The sequence below is a fragment of the Actinoplanes sp. ATCC 53533 genome (assembly GCF_003947245.1).
The window spans coordinates 16,628-39,997 of record NZ_QHHV01000109.1 but is presented as its reverse complement, the minus strand read 5'-3'; the positions used below and the strand labels follow the sequence as shown (position 1 = coordinate 39,997).

24 protein-coding genes and 1 pseudogene are annotated in these 23,370 nt (G+C 70.5%); 9 read left to right on the top strand and 16 right to left on the bottom strand.

What is annotated here, in order from left to right:
- The 4 genes from DMB66_RS32320 to DMB66_RS32305 all read right to left on the bottom strand — a co-directional run.
- On the bottom strand, positions 1-1,812 hold a 1,812-nt coding region (locus DMB66_RS32320), incomplete at its 3' end, for an IPT/TIG domain-containing protein (RefSeq protein ID WP_199752742.1).
- A gap of 283 nt (positions 1,813-2,095) precedes the next feature.
- A complete protein-coding gene (locus DMB66_RS32315; protein WP_125807907.1) occupies positions 2,096-3,340 on the bottom strand; it encodes an acetyl-CoA C-acetyltransferase in 1,245 nt (414 codons plus the stop codon).
- A 67-nt stretch (positions 3,341-3,407) separates the two neighbouring features.
- Entirely contained in the window at positions 3,408-4,214 is an 807-nt protein-coding gene (locus DMB66_RS32310; RefSeq protein WP_125807906.1) for an SGNH/GDSL hydrolase family protein, read from the bottom strand.
- A 28-nt stretch (positions 4,215-4,242) separates the two neighbouring features.
- Positions 4,243-5,340, bottom strand: coding sequence for an SGNH/GDSL hydrolase family protein (locus DMB66_RS32305; protein WP_370319611.1), 1,098 nt, complete (start codon positions 5,338-5,340; stop codon positions 4,243-4,245).
- Positions 5,341-5,552: 212 nt separating this feature from the next.
- Here DMB66_RS32305 and DMB66_RS32300 point away from each other — a divergent pair, with 212 nt between their 5' ends.
- Positions 5,553-5,909: a YkvA family protein gene (locus DMB66_RS32300; RefSeq protein ID WP_125807910.1), complete on the top strand. Its 357-nt coding sequence runs from the start codon at positions 5,553-5,555 to the stop codon at positions 5,907-5,909.
- Between the two features lie 49 nt (positions 5,910-5,958).
- On the top strand, positions 5,959-7,317 hold the full coding sequence (locus DMB66_RS32295; RefSeq protein WP_125807905.1) for a cystathionine beta-synthase: 1,359 nt from the start codon (positions 5,959-5,961) through the stop codon (positions 7,315-7,317).
- A gap of 54 nt (positions 7,318-7,371) precedes the next feature.
- Here the strand turns inward: DMB66_RS32295 and DMB66_RS32290 are convergent, their stop codons facing one another.
- Positions 7,372-8,316 carry a S1C family serine protease gene (locus DMB66_RS32290; RefSeq protein ID WP_125807904.1) on the bottom strand — a complete coding sequence of 315 codons (945 nt, stop codon included), beginning with the start codon at positions 8,314-8,316 and terminating at the stop codon, positions 7,372-7,374.
- A gap of 177 nt (positions 8,317-8,493) precedes the next feature.
- On the opposite strand from DMB66_RS32290, the gene DMB66_RS32285 reads away from it, so the two are divergent.
- The gene (locus DMB66_RS32285) at positions 8,494-8,823 is read left to right on the top strand and encodes a hypothetical protein (protein WP_233624993.1); all 330 of its coding nucleotides are present in this window, start codon (positions 8,494-8,496) and stop codon (positions 8,821-8,823) included.
- A 253-nt stretch (positions 8,824-9,076) separates the two neighbouring features.
- Here the strand turns inward: DMB66_RS32285 and DMB66_RS32280 are convergent, their stop codons facing one another.
- The 4 genes from DMB66_RS32280 to DMB66_RS32265 form a co-directional block, all read right to left on the bottom strand.
- A complete protein-coding gene (locus tag DMB66_RS32280) occupies positions 9,077-9,604 on the bottom strand; it encodes a GNAT family N-acetyltransferase (protein ID WP_125807903.1) in 528 nt (175 codons plus the stop codon).
- Positions 9,576-10,505, bottom strand: coding sequence for a ribonuclease Z (locus DMB66_RS32275; RefSeq protein WP_199752743.1), 930 nt, complete (start codon positions 10,503-10,505; stop codon positions 9,576-9,578). Before DMB66_RS32275 ends, DMB66_RS32280 begins: the two co-directional genes overlap by 29 nt.
- A gap of 296 nt (positions 10,506-10,801) precedes the next feature.
- The gene (gene ppk2 / locus DMB66_RS32270) at positions 10,802-11,788 is read right to left on the bottom strand and encodes a polyphosphate kinase 2 (RefSeq protein WP_125807901.1); all 987 of its coding nucleotides are present in this window, start codon (positions 11,786-11,788) and stop codon (positions 10,802-10,804) included.
- Positions 11,789-11,863: 75 nt separating this feature from the next.
- Positions 11,864-13,288 carry a CYTH and CHAD domain-containing protein gene (locus tag DMB66_RS32265; RefSeq protein WP_125807900.1) on the bottom strand — a complete coding sequence of 475 codons (1,425 nt, stop codon included), beginning with the start codon at positions 13,286-13,288 and terminating at the stop codon, positions 11,864-11,866.
- Positions 13,289-13,377: 89 nt separating this feature from the next.
- Here DMB66_RS32265 and DMB66_RS62840 point away from each other — a divergent pair, with 89 nt between their 5' ends.
- On the top strand, positions 13,378-13,554 hold the full coding sequence (locus DMB66_RS62840) for a hypothetical protein (protein WP_199752740.1): 177 nt from the start codon (positions 13,378-13,380) through the stop codon (positions 13,552-13,554).
- Between the two features lie 664 nt (positions 13,555-14,218).
- Here DMB66_RS62840 and DMB66_RS66090 read toward each other — a convergent pair.
- The 5 genes and pseudogenes from DMB66_RS66090 to DMB66_RS32235 all read right to left on the bottom strand — a co-directional run.
- Positions 14,219-14,859: pseudogene (locus DMB66_RS66090) on the bottom strand (nucleotidyl transferase AbiEii/AbiGii toxin family protein); the annotation flags it as partial.
- Positions 14,860-14,869: 10 nt separating this feature from the next.
- Positions 14,870-15,193: a hypothetical protein gene (locus DMB66_RS32250; RefSeq protein ID WP_125807899.1), complete on the bottom strand. Its 324-nt coding sequence runs from the start codon at positions 15,191-15,193 to the stop codon at positions 14,870-14,872.
- Positions 15,194-15,264: 71 nt separating this feature from the next.
- Complete coding sequence (locus tag DMB66_RS32245; RefSeq protein ID WP_125807898.1) at positions 15,265-15,516, bottom strand: type II toxin-antitoxin system PemK/MazF family toxin; 252 nt, start codon at positions 15,514-15,516, stop codon at positions 15,265-15,267.
- Between the two features lie 295 nt (positions 15,517-15,811).
- A complete protein-coding gene (gene msrA, locus DMB66_RS32240) occupies positions 15,812-16,447 on the bottom strand; it encodes a peptide-methionine (S)-S-oxide reductase MsrA (protein WP_125807897.1) in 636 nt (211 codons plus the stop codon).
- 33 nt (positions 16,448-16,480) lie between these two features.
- On the bottom strand, positions 16,481-16,894 hold the full coding sequence (locus DMB66_RS32235; RefSeq protein ID WP_125807896.1) for an HIT family protein: 414 nt from the start codon (positions 16,892-16,894) through the stop codon (positions 16,481-16,483).
- 24 nt (positions 16,895-16,918) lie between these two features.
- On the opposite strand from DMB66_RS32235, the gene DMB66_RS32230 reads away from it, so the two are divergent.
- Genes DMB66_RS32230 through ilvA form a run of 3 tightly spaced genes read left to right on the top strand, consistent with a single transcriptional unit; the run spans position 16,919 to position 20,712 of the window.
- The gene (locus DMB66_RS32230) at positions 16,919-18,070 is read left to right on the top strand and encodes a cystathionine gamma-synthase (RefSeq protein ID WP_125807895.1); all 1,152 of its coding nucleotides are present in this window, start codon (positions 16,919-16,921) and stop codon (positions 18,068-18,070) included.
- 27 nt (positions 18,071-18,097) lie between these two features.
- A complete protein-coding gene (locus tag DMB66_RS32225) occupies positions 18,098-19,465 on the top strand; it encodes an amidase (RefSeq protein WP_125807894.1) in 1,368 nt (455 codons plus the stop codon).
- Positions 19,466-19,488: 23 nt separating this feature from the next.
- On the top strand, positions 19,489-20,712 hold the full coding sequence (gene ilvA, locus DMB66_RS32220; RefSeq protein ID WP_125807893.1) for a threonine ammonia-lyase: 1,224 nt from the start codon (positions 19,489-19,491) through the stop codon (positions 20,710-20,712).
- 64 nt (positions 20,713-20,776) lie between these two features.
- Here ilvA and greA read toward each other — a convergent pair whose 3' ends face one another.
- Together greA and DMB66_RS32210 are read right to left on the bottom strand one after the other, a co-directional pair.
- Positions 20,777-21,271, bottom strand: a complete 495-nt coding sequence (greA, locus tag DMB66_RS32215; RefSeq protein ID WP_125807892.1) for a transcription elongation factor GreA — start codon at positions 21,269-21,271, stop codon at positions 20,777-20,779.
- A 90-nt stretch (positions 21,272-21,361) separates the two neighbouring features.
- On the bottom strand, positions 21,362-21,781 hold the full coding sequence (locus tag DMB66_RS32210) for a DUF4307 domain-containing protein (RefSeq protein WP_125807891.1): 420 nt from the start codon (positions 21,779-21,781) through the stop codon (positions 21,362-21,364).
- Between the two features lie 112 nt (positions 21,782-21,893).
- Here DMB66_RS32210 and mca point away from each other — a divergent pair, with 112 nt between their 5' ends.
- Positions 21,894-22,775: a mycothiol conjugate amidase Mca gene (gene mca, locus DMB66_RS32205; protein WP_125807890.1), complete on the top strand. Its 882-nt coding sequence runs from the start codon at positions 21,894-21,896 to the stop codon at positions 22,773-22,775.
- Between the two features lie 17 nt (positions 22,776-22,792).
- Positions 22,793-23,149, top strand: a complete 357-nt coding sequence (locus tag DMB66_RS32200) for a hypothetical protein (RefSeq protein WP_125807889.1) — start codon at positions 22,793-22,795, stop codon at positions 23,147-23,149.
- The last annotated feature ends 221 nt before the right edge of the window (positions 23,150-23,370 follow it).

The following is a 23,370-nucleotide window of genomic DNA, read 5'->3' as shown; positions in this document are numbered from 1 at the left end:
CGTGTAGGTGTAGGCGCTGGTTTTGGTGACGGTGCCGCCGGGGTTGGTCAGCACGATGTTCTTGGCGCCGACGGTGCCGGAAGGCGCGGTGCAGGTGACTTCGGTGGGGCTGTTGACGGTGATCTGGGTGCAGGCGTTCTCGTCGATGGTGATCGAGCCGAGGTTGGTGTCGTCGAGGTGGGTGCCGGTGATGGTCAGCGTGTTGGTGCCGTCCAGGGGTCCGGCGACCGGATCGACGGTGCTGATGGTCGGTGTGGCGATGTAGGTGTAGGTGTAGGGGCTGCTCGGGCCGCCCGGGGTGGTGATGATCACGTTCTGGTCGCCGGCGGTGCCGGCGGGGATGGTGCAGGTGGCGCTGGTGGCGCTGACGTCGGTCAGCCCGGTGCAGGCGTTCCCGCCGATCGTGATGCCGGTGGCGTCGGTGAGGTTGGAACCGGTCACGATCAGGGTCCCGGTGCCGATAGCGGGGCCGCTGGTGGCGTTCAGGGAGCTGATGGAGGGCACATCGGCGTAGGTGTAGAGGCCGGTTTCGGTTTCGCTGCCGCCCGGTGTGGTGACGGTGACGTTCTGCGCGCCGACCGAGCCGATGCCGGCGGTGCACACGATCACGGTGCCGCTGTTGCTGACGATCGGGCAGTCGACCCCGCCGATGGTGACAGCGGTCGCACCGATCAGCACGGTGCCGTTGACACTGACGTCGTTGCCACCGGCGGCCGGACCGGCGACCGGGGTGATCGACACGACATCAGGCGCGGCCGTGTAGGTGTAGGCGCTGGTTTTGGTGACGGTGCCGCCGGGGTTGGTCAGCACGATGTTCTTGGCGCCGACGGTGCCGGAAGGCGCGGTGCAGGTGACTTCGGTGGGGCTGTTGACGGTGATCTGGGTGCAGGCGTTCTCGTCGATGGTGATCGAGCCGAGGTTGGTGTCGTCGAGGTGGGTGCCGGTGATGGTCAGCGTGTTGGTGCCGTCCAGGGGTCCGGCGACCGGATCGACGGTGCTGATGGTCGGTGTGGCGATGTAGGTGTAGGTGTAGGGGCTGCTCGGGCCGCCCGGGGTGGTGATGATCACGTTCTGGTCGCCGGCGGTGCCGGCGGGGATGGTGCAGGTGGCGCTGGTGGCGCTGACGTCGGTCAGCCCGGTGCAGGCGTTCCCGCCGATCGTGATGCCGGTGGCGTCGGTGAGGTTGGAACCGGTCACGATCAGGGTCCCGGTGCCGATAGCGGGGCCGCTGGTGGCGTTCAGGGAGCTGATGGAGGGCACATCGGCGTAGGTGTAGAGGCCGGTTTCGGTTTCGCTGCCGCCCGGTGTGGTGACCGTGACGTTCTGCGCGCCGACCGAACCGATCCCGGCGGTGCAGGTGATCAGGATCGCGGAGTTGGTGACGATCGGGCAGTCACCACCGCCGATGGTGACGGCGCTGGCACCGGCGAGGTTGGTGCCGTGGACGCTGACAGTGTTCGTGCCGGCGACCGGACCGGCGACCGGGGTGATCGACACGACATTGGGTGCGGCGACGTAGGTGTAGGCGCCGACCAGGGTATCGGTGCCGTGCGCGGTGGTGTCGATGACGACGTCCTGGGCTCCGGCGTCGCCGGGCGGCAGGGTGCAGGTGACTTCGGTGGAGCTGTTGATCGTGACTGGGAAGCAGGCGAGGCCGCCGACGGTGACCGAAGTCGTGTCCTCGAGGTCTGTGCCGGTGATGGTCAGAGTGCCCGTCCCACTCAGGGGACCGTTTTCGGGCGAGACCCCCGAAATGGCAGCGGCAGCCCACGCCGGACTCGATGGCGCTGCGGCCAGCCCTACCGCAAGCAAGGCTGTCGTCCCGGCCGCCAACAACGAGCGCAGGACACCTCGCTTCCCGCTACTCCGTGTTGCCGGCATGACGTTCACTCCTGACAGATCGGTGGCATTTGTCCCTATCGTGCAGGACAATCCGCCGGCCTGAGTTGGAAACGAACTATGCCGACGACCTAGGGGTCGACGGTTCCGGAAGCCGCGTCATGCGCGGGATGCATTTGTACGGGAGTGAAATGTGAACCGCCGAGCCCGACCACCCTATGGCAGCCGGACCCGGCGGAAACTCGGACGTTGCGTGCTAGCTGAGCCGCTCCAGCACCATCGCCATGCCCTGGCCACCGCCGACGCACATGGTCTCCAGGCCGATGCTCTTGTCGTGCCAGTCCAGGGAGTTCAGCAGGGTGCCGGTGATCCGGGCGCCCGTCATGCCGAAGGGGTGGCCGACCGCGATCGCCCCGCCGTTGACGTTGAGCTTCTCCAGCGGAATGCCGAGTTCGCGGTACGACGGGATGACCTGCGCCGCGAAGGCCTCGTTGATCTCGACCAGGTCGACATCGTCGATGGTCATGCCGGCGCGCTTGAGCGCCTGCCGGGACGCCTCGACCGGGCCCAGTCCCATGATTTCCGGGGAGAGGGCCGTGACGCCCGTCGACACGATCCGGGCCAGCGGGGTGATGCCCAGCTCGCGGGCCTTGGTGTCGCTCATGATGACCACCGCGGCCGCGCCGTCGTTCAGGGGGCAGCAGTTGCCGGCGGTGATGCGGCCGTCGGGGCGGAAGACCGGCTTGAGGCCCGTGACGGCCTCCATGGTCACGCCGGGGCGGGGGCCGTCGTCGGTCGCGATCACCTTGCCGTCGGGGGTGGTCACCGGGGTGATCTCGCGCTGCCAGAAGCCGTTCGCGATCGCCTTCTCGGCCAGGTTCTGGCTGCGGACGCCGAACTCGTCCATGTCCTGGCGGCTCACGTCGTACGCCTGGGCCAGGTTTTCCGCGGTGTAGCCCATGCCCAGGTAGATGTCGGGCAGGTTGCCGTCCTCGCGCGGGTCGTGCCAGACGCCGCCGCTCTTCACGGTCTCGGTGGTGCGTACCCGGGCCTCGGCGAACTTCGGGTTTTCCCAGCCGCCGCCGACCAGGGCCTGGGCCTCGGGCGGCAGCCCGTCCGAGCTGCCCCGGGCGAAGCGGGACACCGTCTCGACCCCCGCCGAGAGGAAGATGTCGCCCTCGCCGGCCTTGATCGCGTGAAACGCCATCCGGGTCGTTTGCAGCGACGAGGAGCAATATCGGGTCACGGTCGCGCCCGGCAGGCCGTCCAGGCCCAGCAGGGTGGCCACCACGCGGGCCATGTTGAAGCCCTGCTCGCCACCGGGCAGGCCGCAGCCCAGATAGAGGTCCTCGATCAGGGTGCGGTCCAGCTGGGGGATCTTGCTCAGCGCGGCGTCGATGATGGTCGCGGTGAGGTCGTCGGGGCGCAGATCCTTCAGCGAGCCCTTGACGGCGCGGCCGATGGGCGAGCGGGCAGTGGCGACGATGACAGCTTCCGGCATGAGCCAACGTTAACTCGCCGGTAACTTAACGCGGAAGCATCATTTCGTCACACCAAATTGTCCGACTTTATTCCTGGATCGTGCGGCGTCCGGCGGCCTGAGCCGCGTCCAGCACTGCCGGATAGAGCGCGTGCGCCCACACTCGGTAACCGTCCGCGGACGGGTGGAAGCCGTCGTAACAGAGCGTGCCGGCGTCCGCCCGGAACACCGCGCCCGTCTCGTCGGCGAGATCGACCACGACGCCGCCGGCGCCGGTCACCGCGGCCGCCTGGGCCCGCGCGACCCGGCGGCCCATCCAGCCGGTGAGCTGCCGCAACGGCGGCGCGATCGAGCGCACGGCGCCGAGGTCCGGGCAGGTGCCGACGACGACCTGGACGCCCGCCCCGCGCAGCCGCCGGACGGCGTCGCCGAGGTGCGCCGCGGACTCCTCGGCACTGCGCAGGCCGGTCGCGTCCTGCGCGCCGATCAGCACCACGGCCACGTCCGGGCGGTCGCCGAGCAGGGCCCGGGCCACCTGGGTCGCCAGGTCGGTCGAGCGGGAGCCCGCCACGCCCACGCTGGAGAGCAGGACGTGCCGCAGGCCGGCCTCCGGGGTGCCCTCGGCGAGCAGCCGGGCGAGCTGGCCACCGACGGTCTCGGAGAGCCACTCCACGCCGACGCCGATCGCCGCCGAGTCGCCGAGCAGCACGAGCCGCAGCGTGGGGGCCCCGGACGGGCCCATCGAGGTGCGCAGGGCCAGGCCCATTGTGGGCTTGGCGTACCGCCGGGTGCGGGCCGCGATCGCCTCGCCCGCCAGCAGTGCGAAGCCGCCGACAGCCCCGGCGAACAACGTGGTGGCCGTCGCTCTGCCGATCCGTCCCGCCAAGCCCGTCATGTCGCCTCCCTGCCGCAGTGCAACCCCGTCAGTCGGCGGCCGCTTGATGATCCGCCGGAGTCCAGCCTACGGCGCCGGCGGCCGACCGGCCGGACACGCTGGGAACGGGACTCCCGCCGAACGAGGCGGCGCGGTGGCCGAACCACAGGCGCGGCTCGCCGAACCACGGATGCCGGCGCAGCTGCGCCCAGCGGCCGGCCGGCCCGCGCTCGCGGCCGTCGACCTTGACCGCGCTGACCTCGGTGCCCGCCGCCCGGGCCGCCTCGTGCGCCGCCTCCGGCAGGCTGCGCACGCCGTCGGCGCCGGTGGCCGGCGCCCGGTCGTCCTCGCCCAGCATCGCCATCAGGGTGGGCATCATGACCGCCGCCGCGCGGGCGTAACCCTCGACCGACGGGTGGAAGCGGTCCGAACTGAACATCCGCACCGGGTCGGCCTCGAAGGCCGGGCCGAGCAGGTCGCCGATGGACACCGACCGGCCGCCGGCCTCGACCACGGCGACGGTCTGCGCGGCGGCGAGCTGCCGGCTCCACCTGCGGGCCAGCCAGCGCAGCGGCGGCTTGATCGGCTGGATCGCGCCGATGTCCGGGCAGGTGCCGACGACCACTTTGCAGCCGATCGAGCGCAGCCGGCGCACGGAGTCGGCCAGGTGCCGCACGGCGGTGGCCCGGCCGGAGACGTGGGTGACGTCGTTGCCGCCGACCAGGATGACGGCCACCTCGGGCTCGTATTCCAGGGCGGCGTCCACCTGGTAGGGCAGGCCGGACGACATCGAGCCGACCACGGCGAGCCGGTGCAGGCGCACGGGCCGGCGCAGGCGCCGCGAGACGCCGGTGGCCAGCAGCGCGCCGGGGGTCTCCCGGGGGCGGTGCACGCCATACCCGGCCGCGGAGGAGTCACCGAGGATGACCATGCTCAGCGGCTTGCCGGGGAACTTGGGACCATATACCCCGTCGCCGCGAGGCGGGGGCGCCTCGGCCATCGGGATGATCCGGCGGGCGTCGGCTGCCTGGCGGAGCAGCACACCTGCCGAGAGGACGGTCAGGCCCGCCGCGGCGCCGGTGACGCCGCCCGCGATCTGGCCCGCGAGCCGGAGCCGTTGCCATTCCGCCGCTGTCAAACTGCGCACCTGTCGCACGCTCTCCCTCGCTCTCGGTCGCACGCTCTCCCTCGCTCTCGCTTGGAGGGAACCTGCCCGTCAGCCGAAGGTCGGGAACTCGGCTGACGGCGATGGTGGGGCCTTCGAGGCTACTTCGCCTGTGCGAAGACTGTCTGAACCCCGCGCCGAGCGGGCACAACTAGCGCGTGACCGTCATGCTGGGTGTAGCGAAAGGGGACGACATGGCCAGAACGTTGCGCCGGACCGCCGCGTTCACGGCGCTGGCGAAAGCGCTGATGAGCGGGGCCCGTGGCGGCCCGTCGATCGGTAAGCGGATCGCCGCGCTGCCCCGGATGATCAAGGCTAGCGTAAAAGGCCACTACGACGGCGGCATGCGGGTGGCGATGATGGCGGCCGCGACCGCGTACGTGGTCTCGCCCGTCGACGTCGTCCCCGAGGCGTTCCTGTTTGTCTTCGGGCTGGCCGATGACGCCGTCATGATCGCTTGGCTGGCGGGCTCCGTGCTGAGCGAGACCGAGCGCTTCCTGGAGTGGGAGAAGGCCCGCGACGCGGTCCTGCCGGGTTCGGTGGTGACCTGAGCCGTAGGCTGGCGTTTTACAGGTCAGCACCGGAGAAGGGCACAGCGACGTGCGGTACTACGACAATGTCGTCGACATCATTGGGGACACCCCCCTGGTCCGGCTGCGCAGCGTCACCGAAGGCATAGCGGCAACCGTCCTTGCCAAGGTCGAATACTTCAACCCCGGCGGCTCCGTGAAGGACCGCATCGCCCTGCGCATGATCGAGGACGCCGAGCGGGCCGGCCTGCTCCGCCCCGGCGGCACGATTGTCGAGCCGACCAGCGGAAACACCGGCGTCGGCCTGGCCCTGGTGGCCCAGCTCCGGGGCTATCGGTGCGTCTTCGTCTGCCCGGACAAGGTCAGCGTGGACAAGCAGGACGTGCTGCGGGCGTACGGGGCCGAGGTGGTGGTCTGCCCGACCGCCGTGGCGCCCGAGGATCCACGCTCGTACTACAACGTCTCGGACCGGCTGGCCCGCGAGATCCCCGGCGCGTGGAAGCCCGACCAGTACAGCAACCCGGCCAACCCGCGCTCGCACTACGAGGAGACGGGCCCCGAGCTGTGGAAGCAGACCGAGGGCCGGATCACCCACTTCGTGGCGGGCGTCGGCACCGGCGGCACGATCACCGGCGTCGGCCGATATCTCAAGGAGCAGGGCGAGGTCCGGATCGTCGGCGCCGACCCCGAGGGCTCGGTGTATTCGGGCGGCACCGGGCGGCCGTACCTGGTCGAGGGCGTCGGCGAGGACTTCTGGCCGGAGACCTATGACCGCGGCATCTGCGACGAGGTCATCGAGGTGTCCGACTCGGACTCGTTCGCGATGACCCGGCGGCTCGCCCGCGAGGAGGGCCTGCTGGTCGGCGGCAGCTGCGGCATGGCGGTGGTCGCGGCCCTGGCGGTCGCCCGCAAGGCCGGGCCGGACGACGTGATCGTGGTCCTGCTCCCGGACGGCGGGCGCGGCTATCTGTCCAAGATCTTCAACGACACCTGGATGGCCCGCTACGGCTTCCTGACCACGGGTGGCGACGAGGCCTCGGTGGCGGCGGCGCTGGGGGCCAAGAGGGGCGAGATGCCCCCGCTGGTGCACGTCCACCCGACCGAGACGGTCCGCGACGCGATCGACTACATGCGCGAATACGGCATCAGCCAGCTTCCGGTCCTGAAGGCCGAACCGCCGGTCGTGACCGGCGAGGTGGCCGGCTCGATCTCGGAGAAGGCGCTGCTGGACGCGCTGTTCACCGGCGCGGCCCACCTGCACGACACGATCGAGCGGCACATGGCCGACCCGCTGCCGATGATCGGCGGCGGCCAGCCGGTGAGCGAGGCGGTGTCGCTGCTGGAGAACGCGGACGCGGCGATGGTCCTGATCGACGGCAAGCCGGCGGGCGTGCTGACCCGCCAGGACCTCTTGACGCATCTCTCCTAGTCAAGATCAAAGCCGCCCGCATGGCCGAGTGACGGCCATGCGGGCGGCTCCTCTTCAGGAGAGCTCGGCGGGGACCGTGACCACGTCCACGAAGGCGTTCTTGCGGAGCACCGTGATCGGCAGGTGCGTGCCGATGGCCGGCCCCAGCATCAGGCGCTGCAGGGCCTGGACCGTCTGCACCGGCTCGCCGCCAGCGGTGATCAGGATGTCGCCCAGGTAGATGCCCGCCGTGCCGGCCGGGCTGCCCGGCACGACCTCGACCACCCGCAGCCCCAGCTTCTGGCCCAGGCGTTCCGCGATCGGCGGCGGCAGCGGCACCGGTACGCCCGCGACTCCCAGCCACGCCCGGCGGACGCGGCCGGTGCCGACCAGCTCGCCGATGATCTGGCGGGTGGTCTTGTTGATCGGTACGGCCAGGCCGAGGCCGTAGCCCGCGACCGCCGTGTTGACGCCGACCACCGTGCCGGTCGAGTCGGCCAGCGCGCCGCCGGAGTTGCCCGGGTTGAGCGCCGCGTCGGTCTGGATGACGTTGTCGATGATGCGGACCCGGCGGCCGTCGCGGGCGGGCAGCGAGCGGCCCAGCCCGGACACCACGCCGGCGGTGACGGAGCCGGCCAGGCCCATCGGGTTGCCGACCGCGACGACGAGCTGGCCGATCCGCAGGCTGTCGGCGTCGCCGAGCGGGGCCGCCGGTGCGCCCGGGTGGTGCACGCGGACGACGGCCAGGTCGGAGAGCGCGTCCGCGCCGACCACATCGAACTTGGTTTCGGTGCCGTCGGCGAAGGCGGCGGTGCCGCCGCTCGCGCCGGCGACCACATGGGCGTTGGTGAGCAGGAATCCGTCGTCGGTGAAGGTGACCGCGGAGCCGGCGCCGGCTCCGCGCGGGGTGCGGACCGCCAGCGCCGCGACGGACGGCAGCAGGCTGGTGGCGACGCCCGTCACGACACGGCTGTAGGCATCAAGCGTGCCCTTCTCGACACCCGTGTGTTCGGTATCCATGCAGTCCACAACGCCGGCCGCCGGACATCCATGCCGATGACGCGTCCGCCCACGGCGAAATGGGTTGGAAGTGCAGTTACGGATAGTCGCCGGAGGTCGCACAGAAAGTCCGACCGGGTGGCGGGTGCCCGGGGTTGTATGAGTAGCGAAAGAGCTGAACGAGCCGGGTTGGAGGGGGTGGTGATGGTCATCGTCGACGAGGCCGTGCCGGCCGACATCGTGGACCGCCTGCTCTGGCAGGACGCCCAGCAGATGCTCGGACGGCACGCCGAAGCCGGTCACGACGGCAACTGCGTGTGGTGCGGCTGGCGTTGGCCCTGCGCGCCGCGCCGGCTGGGTGAGCGGGCCGAGCTCGCGTCCCGTCGGCCGTGGCGGGAGGCCTGGACTCTGCGGCACGACCTGAACAGCGTGCGGGCGATGCCGGGCGTCCGCACCGGGCTGGACGACAACACGATCCGCCGGGAGACGCCGAAGCACGACGAGCTGAACCGGGGCTATTTCGACTGAAGACGCTCGACAGATCTTCGACGTCGGCAGGGACCTTGACCGTCCCCCGGCAAGAACCGACCTGCATCGGCCTGGACGACGTCGAACCGCGGTGACACCCTCGTGCCCCGCCAGCACGTGGGCGTCCCGCACCCGGACCCGCCAGTTCCGTCTCGACCGGCACGCCTCCGCCGGTCGGCGCCTCCGGCCAGGCGCCAAGGCGGTTCGGGCGGGCGTGGTAGACGGGAGTGCGTGACCACAGGTTCCCCCGCATTCACTCGGTCACGCGCTCCCGTCCACCCTCCACCGCACGTCCGTACCGCACCTGGGCGACCGGTTCCCCGCCGATCGCCTCGGTGCGGGTGGCCTCCTCCGGGGCCCAGCCGCCGCGTTCGTAGAAGCGCCGGGCTCGCTGGTTCGCCGCGAGCACCCAGAGCACGGCCCGGTCGCCGAGCCCGGCCAGCGCGGGCAGGGCGTCGAGCATCAGCGCCCGCCCGACGCCGGTGCCCACGTACGCCGGGCCGGCGTGGATCGCGTACAGCTCGGCGACGCCGTCCTGCTCGCTCGGTCCGAGGTAGGTGAAGCCCGCCAGGGTGTCGCCGTCGACCGCGACCGTCAGCCGGTGCGTGTCGCGTTCCCACTTCCACCGCTCCGCCCACCACTCGCCCAGCACCTCCGGCGAGCCGTGGGCCAGCGCGTCGGGGGAGAGGATGTCCGCATACGCGGCCGCCCGGGAGTGGAAGTGCAGGGCGCCGATCGCCCGGAGGTCGTCGTCAGCGACGGGACGCAGATGCACGCTCATCGGACGAACCTAGCCGGGGCGGCACCGGCACCCGCAGCAGATCCTCGGCGAGCACGATCTCGCCGTCGAACTCGGCGCGGGCCTCCGCCAGGAACCGGGTGCTGTCCGCGTACCGCTGGGAGAAGTGGGTGAGCACCAGCGTGCGTACCCCCGACTGCCGGGCCACCGACGCGGCCTGGCCCGCGGTCAGGTGGCCGACCTGTGCGGCCATCGCGGCATCTTCGGCCAGGAAGGTCGACTCGATGACCAGCAGGTCGGCGCCCTCGGCGAGATGGAAGACGTTGTCGCACAGGCCGGTGTCCATCACGAAGGCGAACCGCTGACCGGGCCGGGGCGCGCTGACCTGGTCGAGGGTCACCCGGCCGGAGCGGCCGGTGCGTTGCAGCTCGCCGATCGCCGGGCCGGCGATGCCGTGCGCGGCCAGCAGCGACGGCACCATCCGGTGGCCGTCGGGCTCGGCCAGCCGGTAGCCGTAGGTCTCGATCGAGTGGTGCAGCGGCAGCGCGGTGAGCGTGCCGGCCGCGGTCTGCACGGAGAAGCCGTCGCCGACGGCCACCGGCCGGATGTCGGCGACGTCGTAGAAGCTCGTGGCGTGCCAGAGCCGGTCGAGGTATTCCCGGCCACCGGCCGGGTAGTGCACGAAGACCGGGTGCGGGACCTTGTCGAGCGAGATGCGCTGGATGATGCCGGGCAGGCCGAGCGAGTGGTCGCCGTGGAAGTGGGTGATGCAGATCCGGCGCAGCGGGGACACGGCGAGCCCGGCCTGCAGCATCTGGCGCTGGGTGCCCTCGCCCGGGTCGAAGAGCATGACCTCGTCGTCCCAGCGCAGCAGGTAGCCGTTTTGGTTTCGGTGCCGGGTCGGCACCTGGCTCGCGGTGCCGAGGACGGTCAGCTGGCGCATGGTCACCTTCGGACCTTCCTCCGAGACGGGTCCGGACATGAAGCGACCCCCGGGGACTTCCGCACCGTAGCGCGGTCCGGTCGGACTGGGCCGGATCCCCGGGGGCCGGGTGGCTGTCTGATATTCGCCGCACCGCTGCCACACGGTCTCGACGTTTCCTACAGAGCTGTCAAGGACAGCGGCTAGCGGACAGCCACCTCACGAGTCCCGATGCTATGCAACTTCGGACCACCTCCCTTCACGTGTACGGCCACGTTAACCATTTCGCGGCCCCGGCGACAACGCTTTTAAGGTCACTAGAGGCGCGGGAATACCTGCGGGGACAACTCGGTGCCCTCGACGGCGAGCGCGGCGGGGCCGACGACCTGCGGGTCGGGGGTGCCGACGATGTCCGCGTCCTTGTCGTCGTAGTCGAAGCGATTCAGCACGTACCGGATCGCCTCCAGCCGGGCCCGCTTCTTGTCGTTGCTCTTGACCACGGTCCAGGGGGCGTCGGCGGTATCCGTGTAGAAGAACATCGCCTCCTTGGCCTCGGTGTACTCGCCCCACTTGTCCAGCGACTCAAGATCCATTTTCGACAGCTTCCACTGGCGTACCGGGTCGACCTGCCGGATCGCGAAGCGGGTGCGCTGCTCGCCCTGCGACACCGAGAACCAGAACTTGACCAGGTTGATCCCGGCGCGGACCAGCATCCGCTCCAGGTCCGGGGCCTGGCGCATGAACTCCAGGTATTCCGCGCGGGTGCAGAAGCCCATGACCCGCTCGACACCGGCCCGGTTGTACCAGGACCGGTCGAAGAGCACGATCTCCCCGGCCGCCGGCAGATGCTTGATGTAGCGCTGGAAGTACCACTGGGTGCTCTCGCGCTCGTTCGGCTTCTCCAGCGCCACCACGGAGGCGCCGCGCGGGTTCAGGTGCTCCATGAAGCGCTTGATCGTGCCGCCCTTGCCGGCGGCGTCGCGGCCCTCGAAGAGGATCACCATCCGCTCGCCGGTCCGCTTGCACCAGTTCTGCAGCTTGAGCAGCTCGATCTGCAGCAGGCGCTTGTCATGGTCGTAATCGGCCCGGGCCAGCCGGGAGCCGTACGGGTAGTCCTCGCGCCAGGTGTCCACCGGGCTGCCGTCGGCGTTGAGCAGCACCGGATCGTCGTCATCGTCGTCCGCGACCCGGTAGCCGCCCAGTTCGCTGATCGGCCCGTGGTACGGCTCCGTGGTCAGCTCGTCGTCGAACTGGCGCCCGTCGGGGCTGCCGCCCTGCTGCTCGTGGTCCTGTTCCGCCTGCATGACTGCGTTCATACCCACCCGGGCCGACGCCGCACCCGGTGGAAGTTATCTGGCAGGTTGACGGGGGGTTAATGCTCAGCCAAGCCAGCTGCGCAGGCTGGTGCTGCGGGACGCCGCGATGACCGGCGGCAGCTCGGCCCGGGTCTGCTCGCCGACCCGCTCCTGGCGCGCCCACAGCACGCCGTAGCCGAACGCGTCCGGCGCGGCCCGGGACACCTCGCGCAGCACCTCCTGGGCGACCACCGAGTCCTGATGCGCGCCCAGCACGTCCTGCAGCGCTGTCAGCCGCTTCACCAGGCGCTTGCCCGGTTTGCCGGCGCTCGGTGCGAAGATCTCCACCGCATACCGGGCCCGCTTGTAGGACTTGCGGGCCTCGTGCAGCTCGGCGTCCGCGCCGCCGGCCATGGCCTCGTCGAGCAGCCGGTCGGCCTTGCGCAGCGCCTTGCGGGCCCGGCTCAGCGCGCCCGCGTCGTCCGGCTCCGGGTCGTCGACCAACGCGTCCATCGCGTCGAGCAGCGCCAGGTAGCGGTCGCTGTCCAGGGCCTCGGTCAGCGCCGCGCGGCCCCGCTCGACCTGGGCGTCGAGGTGGGCGCGGATCCCCGCGGTCACCTCCGGGAAGTCGTTCGTGCCGGCGAGCAGCTTCTGCGAGAGGACCTGGCCGTCCCGGACGTCGCCGAGGCAGGTCGCCAGCCACTTGAGCTCGTCGCTGAGCGCGGCGGACCGCTGCGGCTCGAACGAGGCCTTGAACGTCTTCAGGCTGCTACGCAGGCGCCGGGTCGCGACCCGCATCTTGTGTACGGACTCGGCGTCGCCGGCGCGTACCCCCGGGTCCTGCTCCTCGACGGTCTCGCGCTGCTCCCGGGCGTACCGGAGCACGGGGTTGATCTTCCGGCGCCGGCGCGGCGCCGCCGCGAGCCGGTCGCCGAGGGCCCGGGCCAGCTTCGACGGCCCGGCGGCGGGCGTCGCGCCGGCGGCCCGCAGCAGGCCCTCGACGGCGTCGAGCACGTCGGGCCCGCCGTCGACCAGCTCGACCTCGAGCTCCTCCCAATGCTGCTCACCGGCGTCGGTTTCGGCGCCGACCCGGTCCTGCGCGACGAGCGCGAGGGTGCGGCCGTCGCCGTCGCGGAGCGGCGTCTCCACCCGGTGCGTGCGCAGCCGGGCCACCGGAAGCAGCGGCCTGGTCCGCACGATGGTCCGCACCTCCGCGACCAGCTCGGCGGGCACGTCGTCGCCGTCGGTCAGCGGCATCCGGTGCTCGGTGCGGCTCGACGCGCCGGCCGGCGTCTTGAGGTGCCAGCCCGCGTCCTCGCCGCCGGTGCGCCGCCGCAGCGTGCGCTTGTTGCGGGCCAGCCGCAGATCGTCGGTGTCGAAGTAGGTCGCGTCCAGCTCGTGGGTCTCGGCGTCGCCGAGCTCTCGCACCCCGGCGGCACCGTCGAAGGACGGCAGCGCGAAACCGGACGGGACGTTGTACTTGCGTTCGGTCTCGGTCGCCGTCTCCATGTGTTCAATATGCCCGCTGGGAGGGCCGCACAGCTAACTTTCAGTCGGTGGGTGCAGCATGGTGGGCCGGTCTTGAACTTGGAGGTGTCGTGAACGAGCCCGAACGACGCAAAGTCTCCCTGGCTGGCCTAGGACTGATCGGCGCGGGCGCGGTGCTCGGGCTGGCGCTGGCCGGTCCGGGTGCCGCGCAGGACGAGGCCGCGGCGCCAGGCCCCGCGGCCAGCGCGCCGGCCGACCCGCCGAAGCCGGCACCGAACGACACCTGACTCCCAGCTCATTTGGCGCCGAAGCACAGCCGATTCCCAGAAATCCGCCGCACACTCGACGCAGGCCCCTGGTGGGCTCGGCGCTCGTCCCCCGTGCGAGCGCCGGGCCCTTCAGGCCTACGAGAGCGCCGCTCCGACCGCCGCCCCGGTCGGGGTGGCGCTTTTCGTCTCATACCCGGGCATCATCGTGGTTGCTGTGCAGATACTGGGCGCGGGAGTAGTGCGCCGCGGCGGCGCCGAAATACATCGTCGCGAGCGACACGTGGAAGCTGTTGTCGGTGAGCGCGTTCTTCGCACTGGCGGTCTCCGACCAGCGGATCTCGGCATCGGAGGCGCTGATCCCGCGGCGCGCGCAGCGGACGCGGTTGAGCTCCTTACCGGTACGCCAGGACTCGAGCGCGGTCTCGGCCTGCTTCAACATCGCCCGCGCCGTCTCGGCCAGCGATTCGGCGAGCGTCCAGGCGGCGCGCTCCTCCTCGTTGTGAAACCTGGGCATGGTGTACCTCCCGAGGGCTACCTCCTGAATTGTCTTCTTGTTCAGTGTGTGAGATGACCTCGGTGGCTGTCGATCTTTTCCACCCGTAGGAAGGACGGCAGGCGCAAATCTCGTTGCATCGTCCGAGCCCGGTTTCAACGGACGGCGTCGTATGCCTATCCTCTGCCGCAACTCGATCTGCCATGCGGCGAAGCGCTGGCGGAGGCGCTGAATGGCTGAGGCGGTGACGCCGTACGGCGCGAAAGCAGCGTCGCTGATCTGGTCCAGTACTCCCAGTACGTCGGCGAACATCGCACGGTCGAATCCGGAATCCGCGGTTTCCGCAAGCTTGAGGAGCCGAGCCATCGAGTAGCGTCCGCTGTCGAGCACGGCGTCGATGTCGAGAAAGTCTCGCGCTAGTGCGCGGCCATAAGCGCTGCCATCTTGTTGCTGACCGCGTCGTCCGGATGCAGCACAGGCCCGATGCTTAAGCTGACCGGCGGGTGGGCCCGCCAGTCGGCGGCCAATTCCATCTTCTGTGGCTCCGAATCGGGCTCGTCGTTCCGAGTGACGAGCAGCCGGGTGAAGGTCTCGGCGCGAGTATCGACGTCGACCACAAAACCGTTATCGGTCAAGGCCTTGATGACGAGGTCGGCAACGGCGGGGAAGTCCGCGCGGCGCTGCCAGTCGGTGAATAGATCCACATCGCCGCTCGGGCGGTTGCCCATACCGTGCAGGCGAACGGCGTAGCCGCCAGCGAGTGCAAGTCCGTAGTCACTACCTGCGGCCTGAAGAGCGATCTCAGCGAGCTGCTGGTGGCGCGGATCCATGCCGGGAACCCTACGCGGCAGTCGCCTCGGAATCAGTCCGCCTGAGCCCCGGGAAACGATCCTCCCACGCCCGGCGTAGGTCGGATGGCAGCCAGAGCGAGGGCCAAAGCCGGGTGAGGATCGCCTGATCAAGAAACGCGTGAAGATCAGTCGGCTTGGTGGCCTCGATCAGGACTGTGCGGTACAAATCGACGATCCGGCCGGGGCTGCCGAGGTCGTAGTTCGCCGAACCAGACCAGTCGAGGTGACGCGGCAACGTGACAGTGCCGGTGGTCTGGCCGCGTAGCAGCGTGAGATCGTCCGCGATGACGAGCGGCTTGGCGTATCGACGCATGACGGCTCACCTCCCACCCGTCATCGTCTCACGGATACGGGTGTCCGATGCGGGCGCCCGCATCGGACAGGTCAGCTGGCAGCGTGCTGACGCCGACCGGGCAGGACTGCAGCTGTCTGCTCGGCCAGGAGGTGGGTCGTCTTGCCGTTGATCTCGACCTCCGGCCGGAAGCTCGTCGGCCTGGCGCTGGTGGATGTGGGTGCGACCAGCAGGGTCGACAGAGGCAGCGGGTCGGACTGCACCACCACCGCGTACCTGTTGCTGCGCTGCTCATGCCCCCGGGTGTCCCGGGGGGCCGTCAGTTCGTGGACGTCACCACGCACGGAGCGACTCCATGTCGGCGGGCACCGATCGTGCCTCGGCGACGTCGTCCGGATCGGCGGCGACCCTTCTGCCTCAGTGCGAAGCCGCTCGGCCTGGCGGATGCGCCACGCGGCGAGGATCGCATCTCGGATGACCTGCGAGCGGTCCCGGTCCGCGGATGTCAGATCCGCGAGGGCCTCGTCGACTTCATCGTCTGCGCGAAAATTAATCGTGCTCATATGACAAGTCGTAATACGGGATGTCTCGCACCGCCACCGGCCACCGCCGTGGGCGGTGGCCGGCGTGGTGTACAGGTCAGGCGTCTGCCTTTGCCACCCCGATGGGGCAGGTCATGCCGTTCGGCCCGTGGGTGCAGTAACCGCCCGGGTTCTTGGCGTCCGAGAGGTACTGCTGGTGGTAATCCTCGGCGTAGTAGTAAATGTTCAGCGGGGCGATCTCGGTAGTGATCCGGCCACGCCGGGCCTTGGTGACCACCGGCTGGAAAGCCGCCAGCGTCGCCCACGCCGCCGCGGCCTGCTCGGGCGTCGTCGTATAGATCGCCGAGCGGTACTGGCTGCCCACGTCATTTCCCTGGCGCATGCCCTGCGTCGGGTCGTGGTTCTCCCAGAACGCCTTCAGCAGTTGCTCGTAGCTGATCTTGGCGGGGTCGTAGACCACCTGCACCACCTCGGCGTGGCCGGTGCGTCCGGAGCAGGTCTCCTCGTACGTCGGGTTCGGCGTCGTGCCGCCCGCGTAACCGACGGAGGTCGAGTGCACGCCGGGCAGCCGCCAGAAGATGCGCTCGGCGCCCCAGAAGCAGCCCATGCCGAACACCGCCGTCTCGAAGCCGGCCGGCCAGGGGCCCCTCAGCGGCGTACCGAGCACTGTGTGCGTCTCCGCGCCGGGTAGCTCGATCTTCTTGTACCGCAGGAACACGGTGACTCCTCTCATCCGACTCTTGCAACGCCGGAACGAGAGCGATCCTTACCCGAGCGACTCGGCGATGCGGTCGGCGTACGACTGCGCCTCCTCGTCGGAGCCGTATCTGGTCCGCGGCCAGAAGAAGCCGCGCAGCCCGTCGCCCTTTGTCCGGGGTACGACGTGGGTGTGCAGGTGCGGCACCGACTGCGACACCACGTTGTTGATCGCCACGAACGTGCCCTTGGCCCCGCACGCCGCCGGCACCGCGGCGGCGACGCGCCGCACCAGGGCGAAGTAACCCGGCAGCAGCTCGGCCGGGAGCTCCGTCAGCTGGGACACGTGCGGGCGCGGCACCAGCAGGACGTGGCCCTTGAAGACCGGCCGGATGTCCAGGAAGCCGACGCCGTCCGGCGTGTCTACCACCCGGAACGCGGGAACAGTGCCCGCCACGATCGAACAGAAGAGGCAGTCGGGCATCAGCGCAGACTAGCCTTGCCATTCATGACGGGTAACACGTACGGCTTCGACACTCTCGCCATCCACGCCGGGCAGGATCCTGATCCGCGCACGGGTGCGGTGGTGCCGCCGATCTACCAGACGAGCACCTACGCCCAGGATGCCGTCGGTGCGCCACGGCTGGGCTACGAGTACAGCCGCTCGGGCAACCCGACCCGCGACGCCCTGCAGGAGTGCCTCGCCGCGATCGAGGGTGGCCGGCGCGGCCTGGCCTTCGCCAGCGGCCTCGCCGCCGAGGACACGCTGCTGCGGGCGGTGTGCCGGCCTGGCGACCACGTGGTGATCCCGGATGACGCGTACGGCGGCACCTATCGCCTGTTCTCGAAGGTCGCGGAGAACTGGGGCGTGGACTGGACCGCCGTGCCGCTGAACGACCTGGACGCGGTGCGGGCCGCGTTCCGCCCCGGGCACACCCGGCTGATCTGGGCGGAGACGCCGACCAACCCGTTGCTGAACATCGCCGACATCACCGCACTCGGCGCGCTGGCGCACGAGTACGACGCGATGCTGGCCGTGGACAACACGTTCGCGTCGCCGTACCTGCAGCAGCCGCTGGCGCTCGGCGCCGACGTGGTCATCCACTCGACGACCAAATACCTGGGCGGGCACTCCGATGTGGTCGGCGGGGCGCTGGTCACGGCCAGCGACGACCTCGGCGAGCAGCTGGCCTTCTACCAGAATGCGATGGGCGCGGTCAACGGTCCGTTCGACGCCTGGCTGACCCTGCGGGGCATCAAGACCCTCGGGGTACGGATGGACCGGCACTGTGACAACGCCGAGCGCATCGTCACGTACCTGCAGGACCACGAGGCCGTCGGTCAGGTGCTCTACCCGGGGCTGGAGTCGCATCCCGGACACGAGACGGCCGCCAAGCAGATGTCGCGCTTCGGTGGCATGGTGTCGTTCCGCGCGGCCGGCGGCCCTGAGCAGGCGATCAACATCTGCAACCGGACAAAACTCTTCATCCTCGCCGAGTCGCTGGGTGGCGTCGAGTCGCTGATCGAGCACCCGGGACAGATGACACACCTTTCCACTGCGGGCTCACCGCTTGAAGTCCCTGCCGATCTCGTGCGACTGTCTGTCGGCATCGAAACCGTTGACGATCTGCTCGCGGATCTGGAGCAGGCGCTCGGCTAGGTCTAGACAGACAGACGGAGACGGGCCATGGACAACCTGGCGACCACGTGGGTGGGTGCCACGGCGAAGCAGATCTCGCGCGCGGTACGGCGCGGCGACACGACAGCCACCCAGGTGGTAGCCGACCACCTCGAGCAGATCGCGATCTCCGATCCGGCACTCGCCGCGTTCCGCGTGGTGCGTGCCGGTGAGGCGATCGCCGAGGCCGAGAAGGTCGACGACCAGGAAGACCTGGCCAACCTGCCGCTGGCGGGCGTGCCGGTCGCGGTGAAGGAGAACACGCCCGTCGCCGGACTGCCGACCTGGCACGGCTCGGCGGCGGCGCGCTCGGCCGTGGCCGAGGACGATCACGAGGTGGTCCGGCGGCTGCGCGGCGCCGGTGCGGTGGTCGTCGGCGTGACCCGGATGCCCGAGATGGGGCTGTGGGGGACGACCGACGGCACCGACGAGCCGACCCGCAACCCGTGGGCGCTGGAGCGTACCCCCGGGGGGTCGTCGGGCGGCTCGGCCGCCGCCGTCGCCGCCGGGCTGGTGCCCATCGCGCACGGCAACGACGGCCTCGGCTCGGTGCGCATCCCGGCCGCCTGCTGCGGCCTGATCGGGCTCAAGCCCGGCCGCGACGTGATCCCGTGCGACCTGGGCGTGGACGGCTGGCTCGGGCTGACCGAGAACGGCATCCTGGCCACCACGGTGGCCGACGCCGCGCTGGGCTTCAGCGTCATGGCCGGTCGTTCCCCGGTGAAGCTGGTTCAGCCGGACCGGCTGCGGGTCGGCGTCTCGCTGCGCTCGCCGGTCGCGGGGATCCGGCCCGACGAGCCGAACCGCGACGCCGTCTCGAAGGCGTCGAAGCTGCTGGTCGGGGTGGGCCACGACACGGTCACCGCCGACCCGCCGTATTCCACCGCGGTCGGCCTGGCCGGACTGGCGACCTGGTTCGCCTGCGCATACCGGGAGGCCGAGGCCGCCGGGCTGGACGTCCGGGCGCTGCAGCCGCGCACCCGGCGGCACATCGCGCTCGGCCGGTTCGTGTGGCGGCGCGGCTGGGTCAAGCAGCACCAGCGCGACCAGTGGCGGGAGAAGAGCATCCAGTTCTTCGCCGACAGCGGCATCGACGTGCTGCTCACGCCCGCCCTGGCGGCGGCGCCGCCGCCCGCCGACGGGCACGCCGGTGGCAGCTGGCGGCGCAACATGCGGATCAACATGGCGTACGCGCCGTACGCCGCGCCGTGGAACATCGCCGGCCTGCCCGCGATCGTGGTGCCGGTCGGGTTGCGCCCGGACGGCCTGCCGCTGGCGGTGCAACTGGTCGGCCCGCCGGAGTCGGAGCTGCTGCTGCTGGCCATCGCCGGACAGCTCGAGGTCGCCAACCCGTGGCCTCGGCACGCCTTCGTCTGAGCCGGGGTGGCACCATCTGACTCATGACCGATCTGCTGGAGCTCGCCGACATCGAGGCCGCCCGGGCCCTGCTGACGGGGGTCGTCAAGACCACGCCGCTCGAATACTCGCTGCCGCTCACCCGCACGCTCGGCGTGCCGACGTGGCTCAAGTGCGAAAACCAGCAGCGTGCCGGGTCCTACAAGGTGCGGGGGGCGTACACCCGGATCTCGCGGCTCTCCGCCGCCGAGCGCGCCCGCGGCGTGGTCGCCGCGAGCGCGGGCAACCACGCCCAGGGCGTGGCGCTGGCGGCGGGCATGCTGGGTGCGAAGTCCACGGTCTTCATGCCGGAGGGCGCGCCGCTGCCGAAGGTCTCGGCCACCAAGGGGTACGGCGCCTCGATCGAGTACGCGGGCACGACGGTCGACGACGCGCTCGCCGCCGCCCGGGCGTTCGCCGAGGCCACCGGGGCGATCCTGATCCACCCGTTCGACCACCGGGACGTCATCGCCGGGCAGGGCACGGTCGGGCTGGAGATCCTCGAACAGTGCCCGGAGGTCGGCACCATCGTCACCGCGGTCGGCGGCGGCGGCCTGATCTCGGGCGTCGCGGTGGCCGCCAAGGCGCTGCGCCCGGAGGTCCAGATCATCGGGGTGCAGGCGATCGGCGCGGCCGCCTATCCGCCCTCCCTGGCCGCGGGCGAGCCGCTGACGCTGGAACGCTCCGCGACCATCGCCGACGGCATCGCCGTGATGCGCCCGGGCGTGCTGAACTTCGCCCACGTCAGCAAGCTGGTCGACGACGTGGTGACGGTGACCGACGAGGATCTGTCGGCGGCGCTGCTGGTGCTGCTGGAGCGGCACAAGATGGTGGTCGAGCCGGCCGGTGGCGCCGCGGTGGCCGCCCTGCTCACCGGCAAGGTGGACCTGAAGCCGCCGATCGTGGCCATTCTCTCCGGCGGCAACATCGACCCGATGCTGCTGCTGCGGGTGATCGAGCACGGCCTGGTCTCGGCGGGCCGCTTCCTGCGGCTGGCCGTGCGCACCGGGGACCAGCCGGGCGAGCTGGCCCGGCTGCTGGCGGAGATCGCCGAGCAGCGCGCCAACATCGTGGACGTGGCCCACTCGCGGCAGAACCCCCGGCTGAGCTTCGGCGAGGTCGAGGTGCAGCTCTCGGTCGAGACCCGCGGCCCGGACCACTCGGCGGCGCTGATCGGCGCCCTGCGCAGCCAGGGATACGCCCTTACCCTGCTGTCCGGAACGTCCTGACCTGCGCCGACGACGAGAGCGCCGGACCCGTGGAACGGATCCGGCGTGGTCTCGCGTCTGTCGGCTAGGCGCCGAAGGGGCCGAACTCGACCACGGTGACCTTGATGTCCGCGCCGCTGGGTGCGGTGTAGGTCACGGTCTGGCCGGGGCCCGCGCCGAGAATCGCCTTACCGAGCGCCGACTCAGGGCTGTAGACCGTGTAGTCGGTGGTCGCGGCGATCTCGCGGGAACCGAGCAGGAACGTCTCGGTGTCGCTCTTGTCGTCGTCGAAGAAGATCGTGACGACCGTCCCGGGGGCGACCTTGTCGGCGCTCGGGGCGTCGCCGACCTCGGCCTTGCGCAGGAACTCCTTCAGGTAAAGGATCCGGTGTTCCTGCTTGCCCTGCTCCTCGCGCGCGGCATGGTATCCGCCGTTCTCGCGGAGGTCGCCCTCCTCGCGGCGGGCGTTGATCTCGGCGGCGACGGCCGGCCGGGCTGCGATCAACTCGTCCAGCTCGGCCTGCAGCCGGTCGTAAGCGTCCTGGGAGAGCCAGGTCTTCGACGCCTCTGAACTGGTCACAGACTCTTCTCCTTGAACGTACGGGTGGGACGAACAGGCGTACGGAGCGAATCACCAAGCTTACCAGCGGTGTGCACGGGCCCCGGTTGGTCAGCCCGCGGCAGCGCACCGGACGACTTCACCGACCGCCGCCCGGGCCGTCGTTGTGACGACCTCACTGGCGTCGATGTGGGTCGCCGAGTCCTTCGCGGTGACCGTCACCGTGCGGCGGCCGACCTCGGCGGCGGCGTAGTCCCGGGCCCGCAGGCCACACGTCGCGGAGCCGCCGGCCGGCACCCGGACGGTGAAGCGGACCGTCATCTGTTTGTCGGTCACGTCCGACCAGCCGACGATCTGCGCGTCATAGTTCGGGTCGCCGTACTGGCCGTAGAGCCGGATCACCAGGAAGACGGCCGCGATCCCGACCAGCACGGCGAGCGTAACGGGCAGCAGCAGCCGGCGGCGCCCGTCGCGGCGCCGCCCGTAGCGGCCCGGCGGGAATACCGGAGCTGTGGCGCGCGTCTCGCTCACCAGGGGGACCTCTCCTGCGAATTTTGTCGGTGCCATCGGCCAGAATGGCCAGGTCCATCTTCGCAGCCGGTACCGGGGTCCTCCAAGACAGGCCCGGTCGAGGGAGAAATCAGTGGCTGAGCAGTTGCGTCTCATGGCGGTGCACGCGCACCCCGACGACGAGTCCAGCAAGGGCGCGGCCGCGATGGCCCGATATGTCGCCGAGGGCGTCGAGGTGCTGGTCGCGACGTGCACGGGTGGCGAGCGCGGCAGCGTGCTCAACCCCAAGATGGATCGGCCCGAGGTGCTGGCCGACATCTTCAACATCCGCCGCGCCGAGATGGAGAAGGCGCGCGCGATCCTCGGCGTCGACCAGGCCTGGCTGGGCTTCGTCGACTCCGGGCTGCCCGAGGGCGACCCGCTGCCGCCGCTGCCCGAGGGTTGTTTCGGCCTGGTCGACCCGGCCGAGGGCGCGATCCCGCTGATCAAGCTGATCCGCGAGTTCAAGCCGCACGTCATGACCACCTATGACGAGAACGGCGGCTATCCGCACCCCGACCACATCATGTGCCACAACATCTCCGTGGTGGCCTTCGACGCGGCCGGTGACCCGGAGCAGCACCCCGAGCTGGGCGAGCCGTGGCAGCCGCTGAAGCTCTACTACAACTCGGGCTGGACCAGGGCCCGGCTGATGGCCCTGCACGAGGGCATGCTCGCGGCCGGCCTGGAGTCGCCGTATGTCGAGTGGCTGAAGCGCAGCGACGACCGGCCGGACCGCGGCGACAAGATCACCACGCGGATCGAGTGCGGCGAGTATTTCGAGGTGCGCGACGACGCGCTGCGGGCCCACGCCACCCAGGTCGACCCGGACGGCTTCTGGTTCCACGTGCCGATGGAGCTCCAGCAGAAGGTCTGGCCGACCGAGGACTTCGAGCTGGCCCGCTCGCTGGTCGACAGCCCGCTGCCCGAGTCCGACCTGTTCGCGGGCATCCGCGAGTCGGTCGAGGCTCGCTGAGGCGTACCGTGAGTCACATGGATGCAGTGCTGGCGGTCAACAACTTCGGTGACACCCGATCGGGTGGCCTGGCCGGTCCGATGGGTCTGTTCATCATCGTGCTGATGGCCATAAGCACAGTCCTGCTGATCCGCAACATGAACAAGCGCTTGCGTCGGCTTCCCGACAGTTTCCCCGATCCGGCCGAGGTAAAGCGGGCCGCCGAGATCGCCCGGCTCGACGCCGACCTGCAGCGTCCCGGTGCCGCCCCGCGCGGCACCGGTGCTGCGGCAGACGCCTCCGATGTGGAGACCTCGGCGACGGATGCCGAGGTCAAGGGCGTGGGCCGCGACGCCGTCCCGCCGACCGGCGAGCGGCGCGACGAGAGCGCCTAGCCGCCGCGAGCTCGATTCCACTTTGTCAAGCCCTCGGGACTACTTCGTGGTGTGTTCTGTCTCTGCCGGAACATCGACACCGCCCATCCGTCAACCCCTGTTGCGTTCTGCCGGATTGGCTTAGCCTTCCGCCGGGGGGCTTTGACGTCCCTCCACCCTGTGCGGAAAGGGGGCTGACGATGACCATCTCGAAGCCCTCGCTTCCTCCACTGCAGATGCAC

Bases quoted from the DNA above. Each gene is read 5' to 3' on its own strand.
- DMB66_RS32315 (WP_125807907.1), bottom strand. From the start codon at position 3,340: ATGCCGGAAGCTGTCATCGTCGCCACTGCCCGCTCGCCCATCGGCCGC.
- DMB66_RS32310 (WP_125807906.1), bottom strand. From the start codon at position 4,214: ATGACGGGCTTGGCGGGACGGATCGGCAGAGCGACGGCCACCACGTTG.
- DMB66_RS32300 (WP_125807910.1), top strand. From the start codon at position 5,553: ATGGCCAGAACGTTGCGCCGGACCGCCGCGTTCACGGCGCTGGCGAAA.
- DMB66_RS32290 (WP_125807904.1), bottom strand. From the start codon at position 8,316: ATGGATACCGAACACACGGGTGTCGAGAAGGGCACGCTTGATGCCTAC.
- DMB66_RS32280 (WP_125807903.1), bottom strand. From the start codon at position 9,604: ATGAGCGTGCATCTGCGTCCCGTCGCTGACGACGACCTCCGGGCGATC.
- DMB66_RS32275 (WP_199752743.1), bottom strand. From the start codon at position 10,505: ATGCGCCAGCTGACCGTCCTCGGCACCGCGAGCCAGGTGCCGACCCGG.
- ppk2 (WP_125807901.1), bottom strand. From the start codon at position 11,788: ATGCAGGCGGAACAGGACCACGAGCAGCAGGGCGGCAGCCCCGACGGG.
- DMB66_RS32265 (WP_125807900.1), bottom strand. From the start codon at position 13,288: ATGGAGACGGCGACCGAGACCGAACGCAAGTACAACGTCCCGTCCGGT.
- DMB66_RS32250 (WP_125807899.1), bottom strand. From the start codon at position 15,193: ATGCGTCGATACGCCAAGCCGCTCGTCATCGCGGACGATCTCACGCTG.
- msrA (WP_125807897.1), bottom strand. From the start codon at position 16,447: ATGAGAGGAGTCACCGTGTTCCTGCGGTACAAGAAGATCGAGCTACCC.
- DMB66_RS32235 (WP_125807896.1), bottom strand. From the start codon at position 16,894: ATGCCCGACTGCCTCTTCTGTTCGATCGTGGCGGGCACTGTTCCCGCG.
- DMB66_RS32230 (WP_125807895.1), top strand. From the start codon at position 16,919: ATGACGGGTAACACGTACGGCTTCGACACTCTCGCCATCCACGCCGGG.
- DMB66_RS32225 (WP_125807894.1), top strand. From the start codon at position 18,098: ATGGACAACCTGGCGACCACGTGGGTGGGTGCCACGGCGAAGCAGATC.
- ilvA (WP_125807893.1), top strand. From the start codon at position 19,489: ATGACCGATCTGCTGGAGCTCGCCGACATCGAGGCCGCCCGGGCCCTG.
- DMB66_RS32200 (WP_125807889.1), top strand. From the start codon at position 22,793: ATGGATGCAGTGCTGGCGGTCAACAACTTCGGTGACACCCGATCGGGT.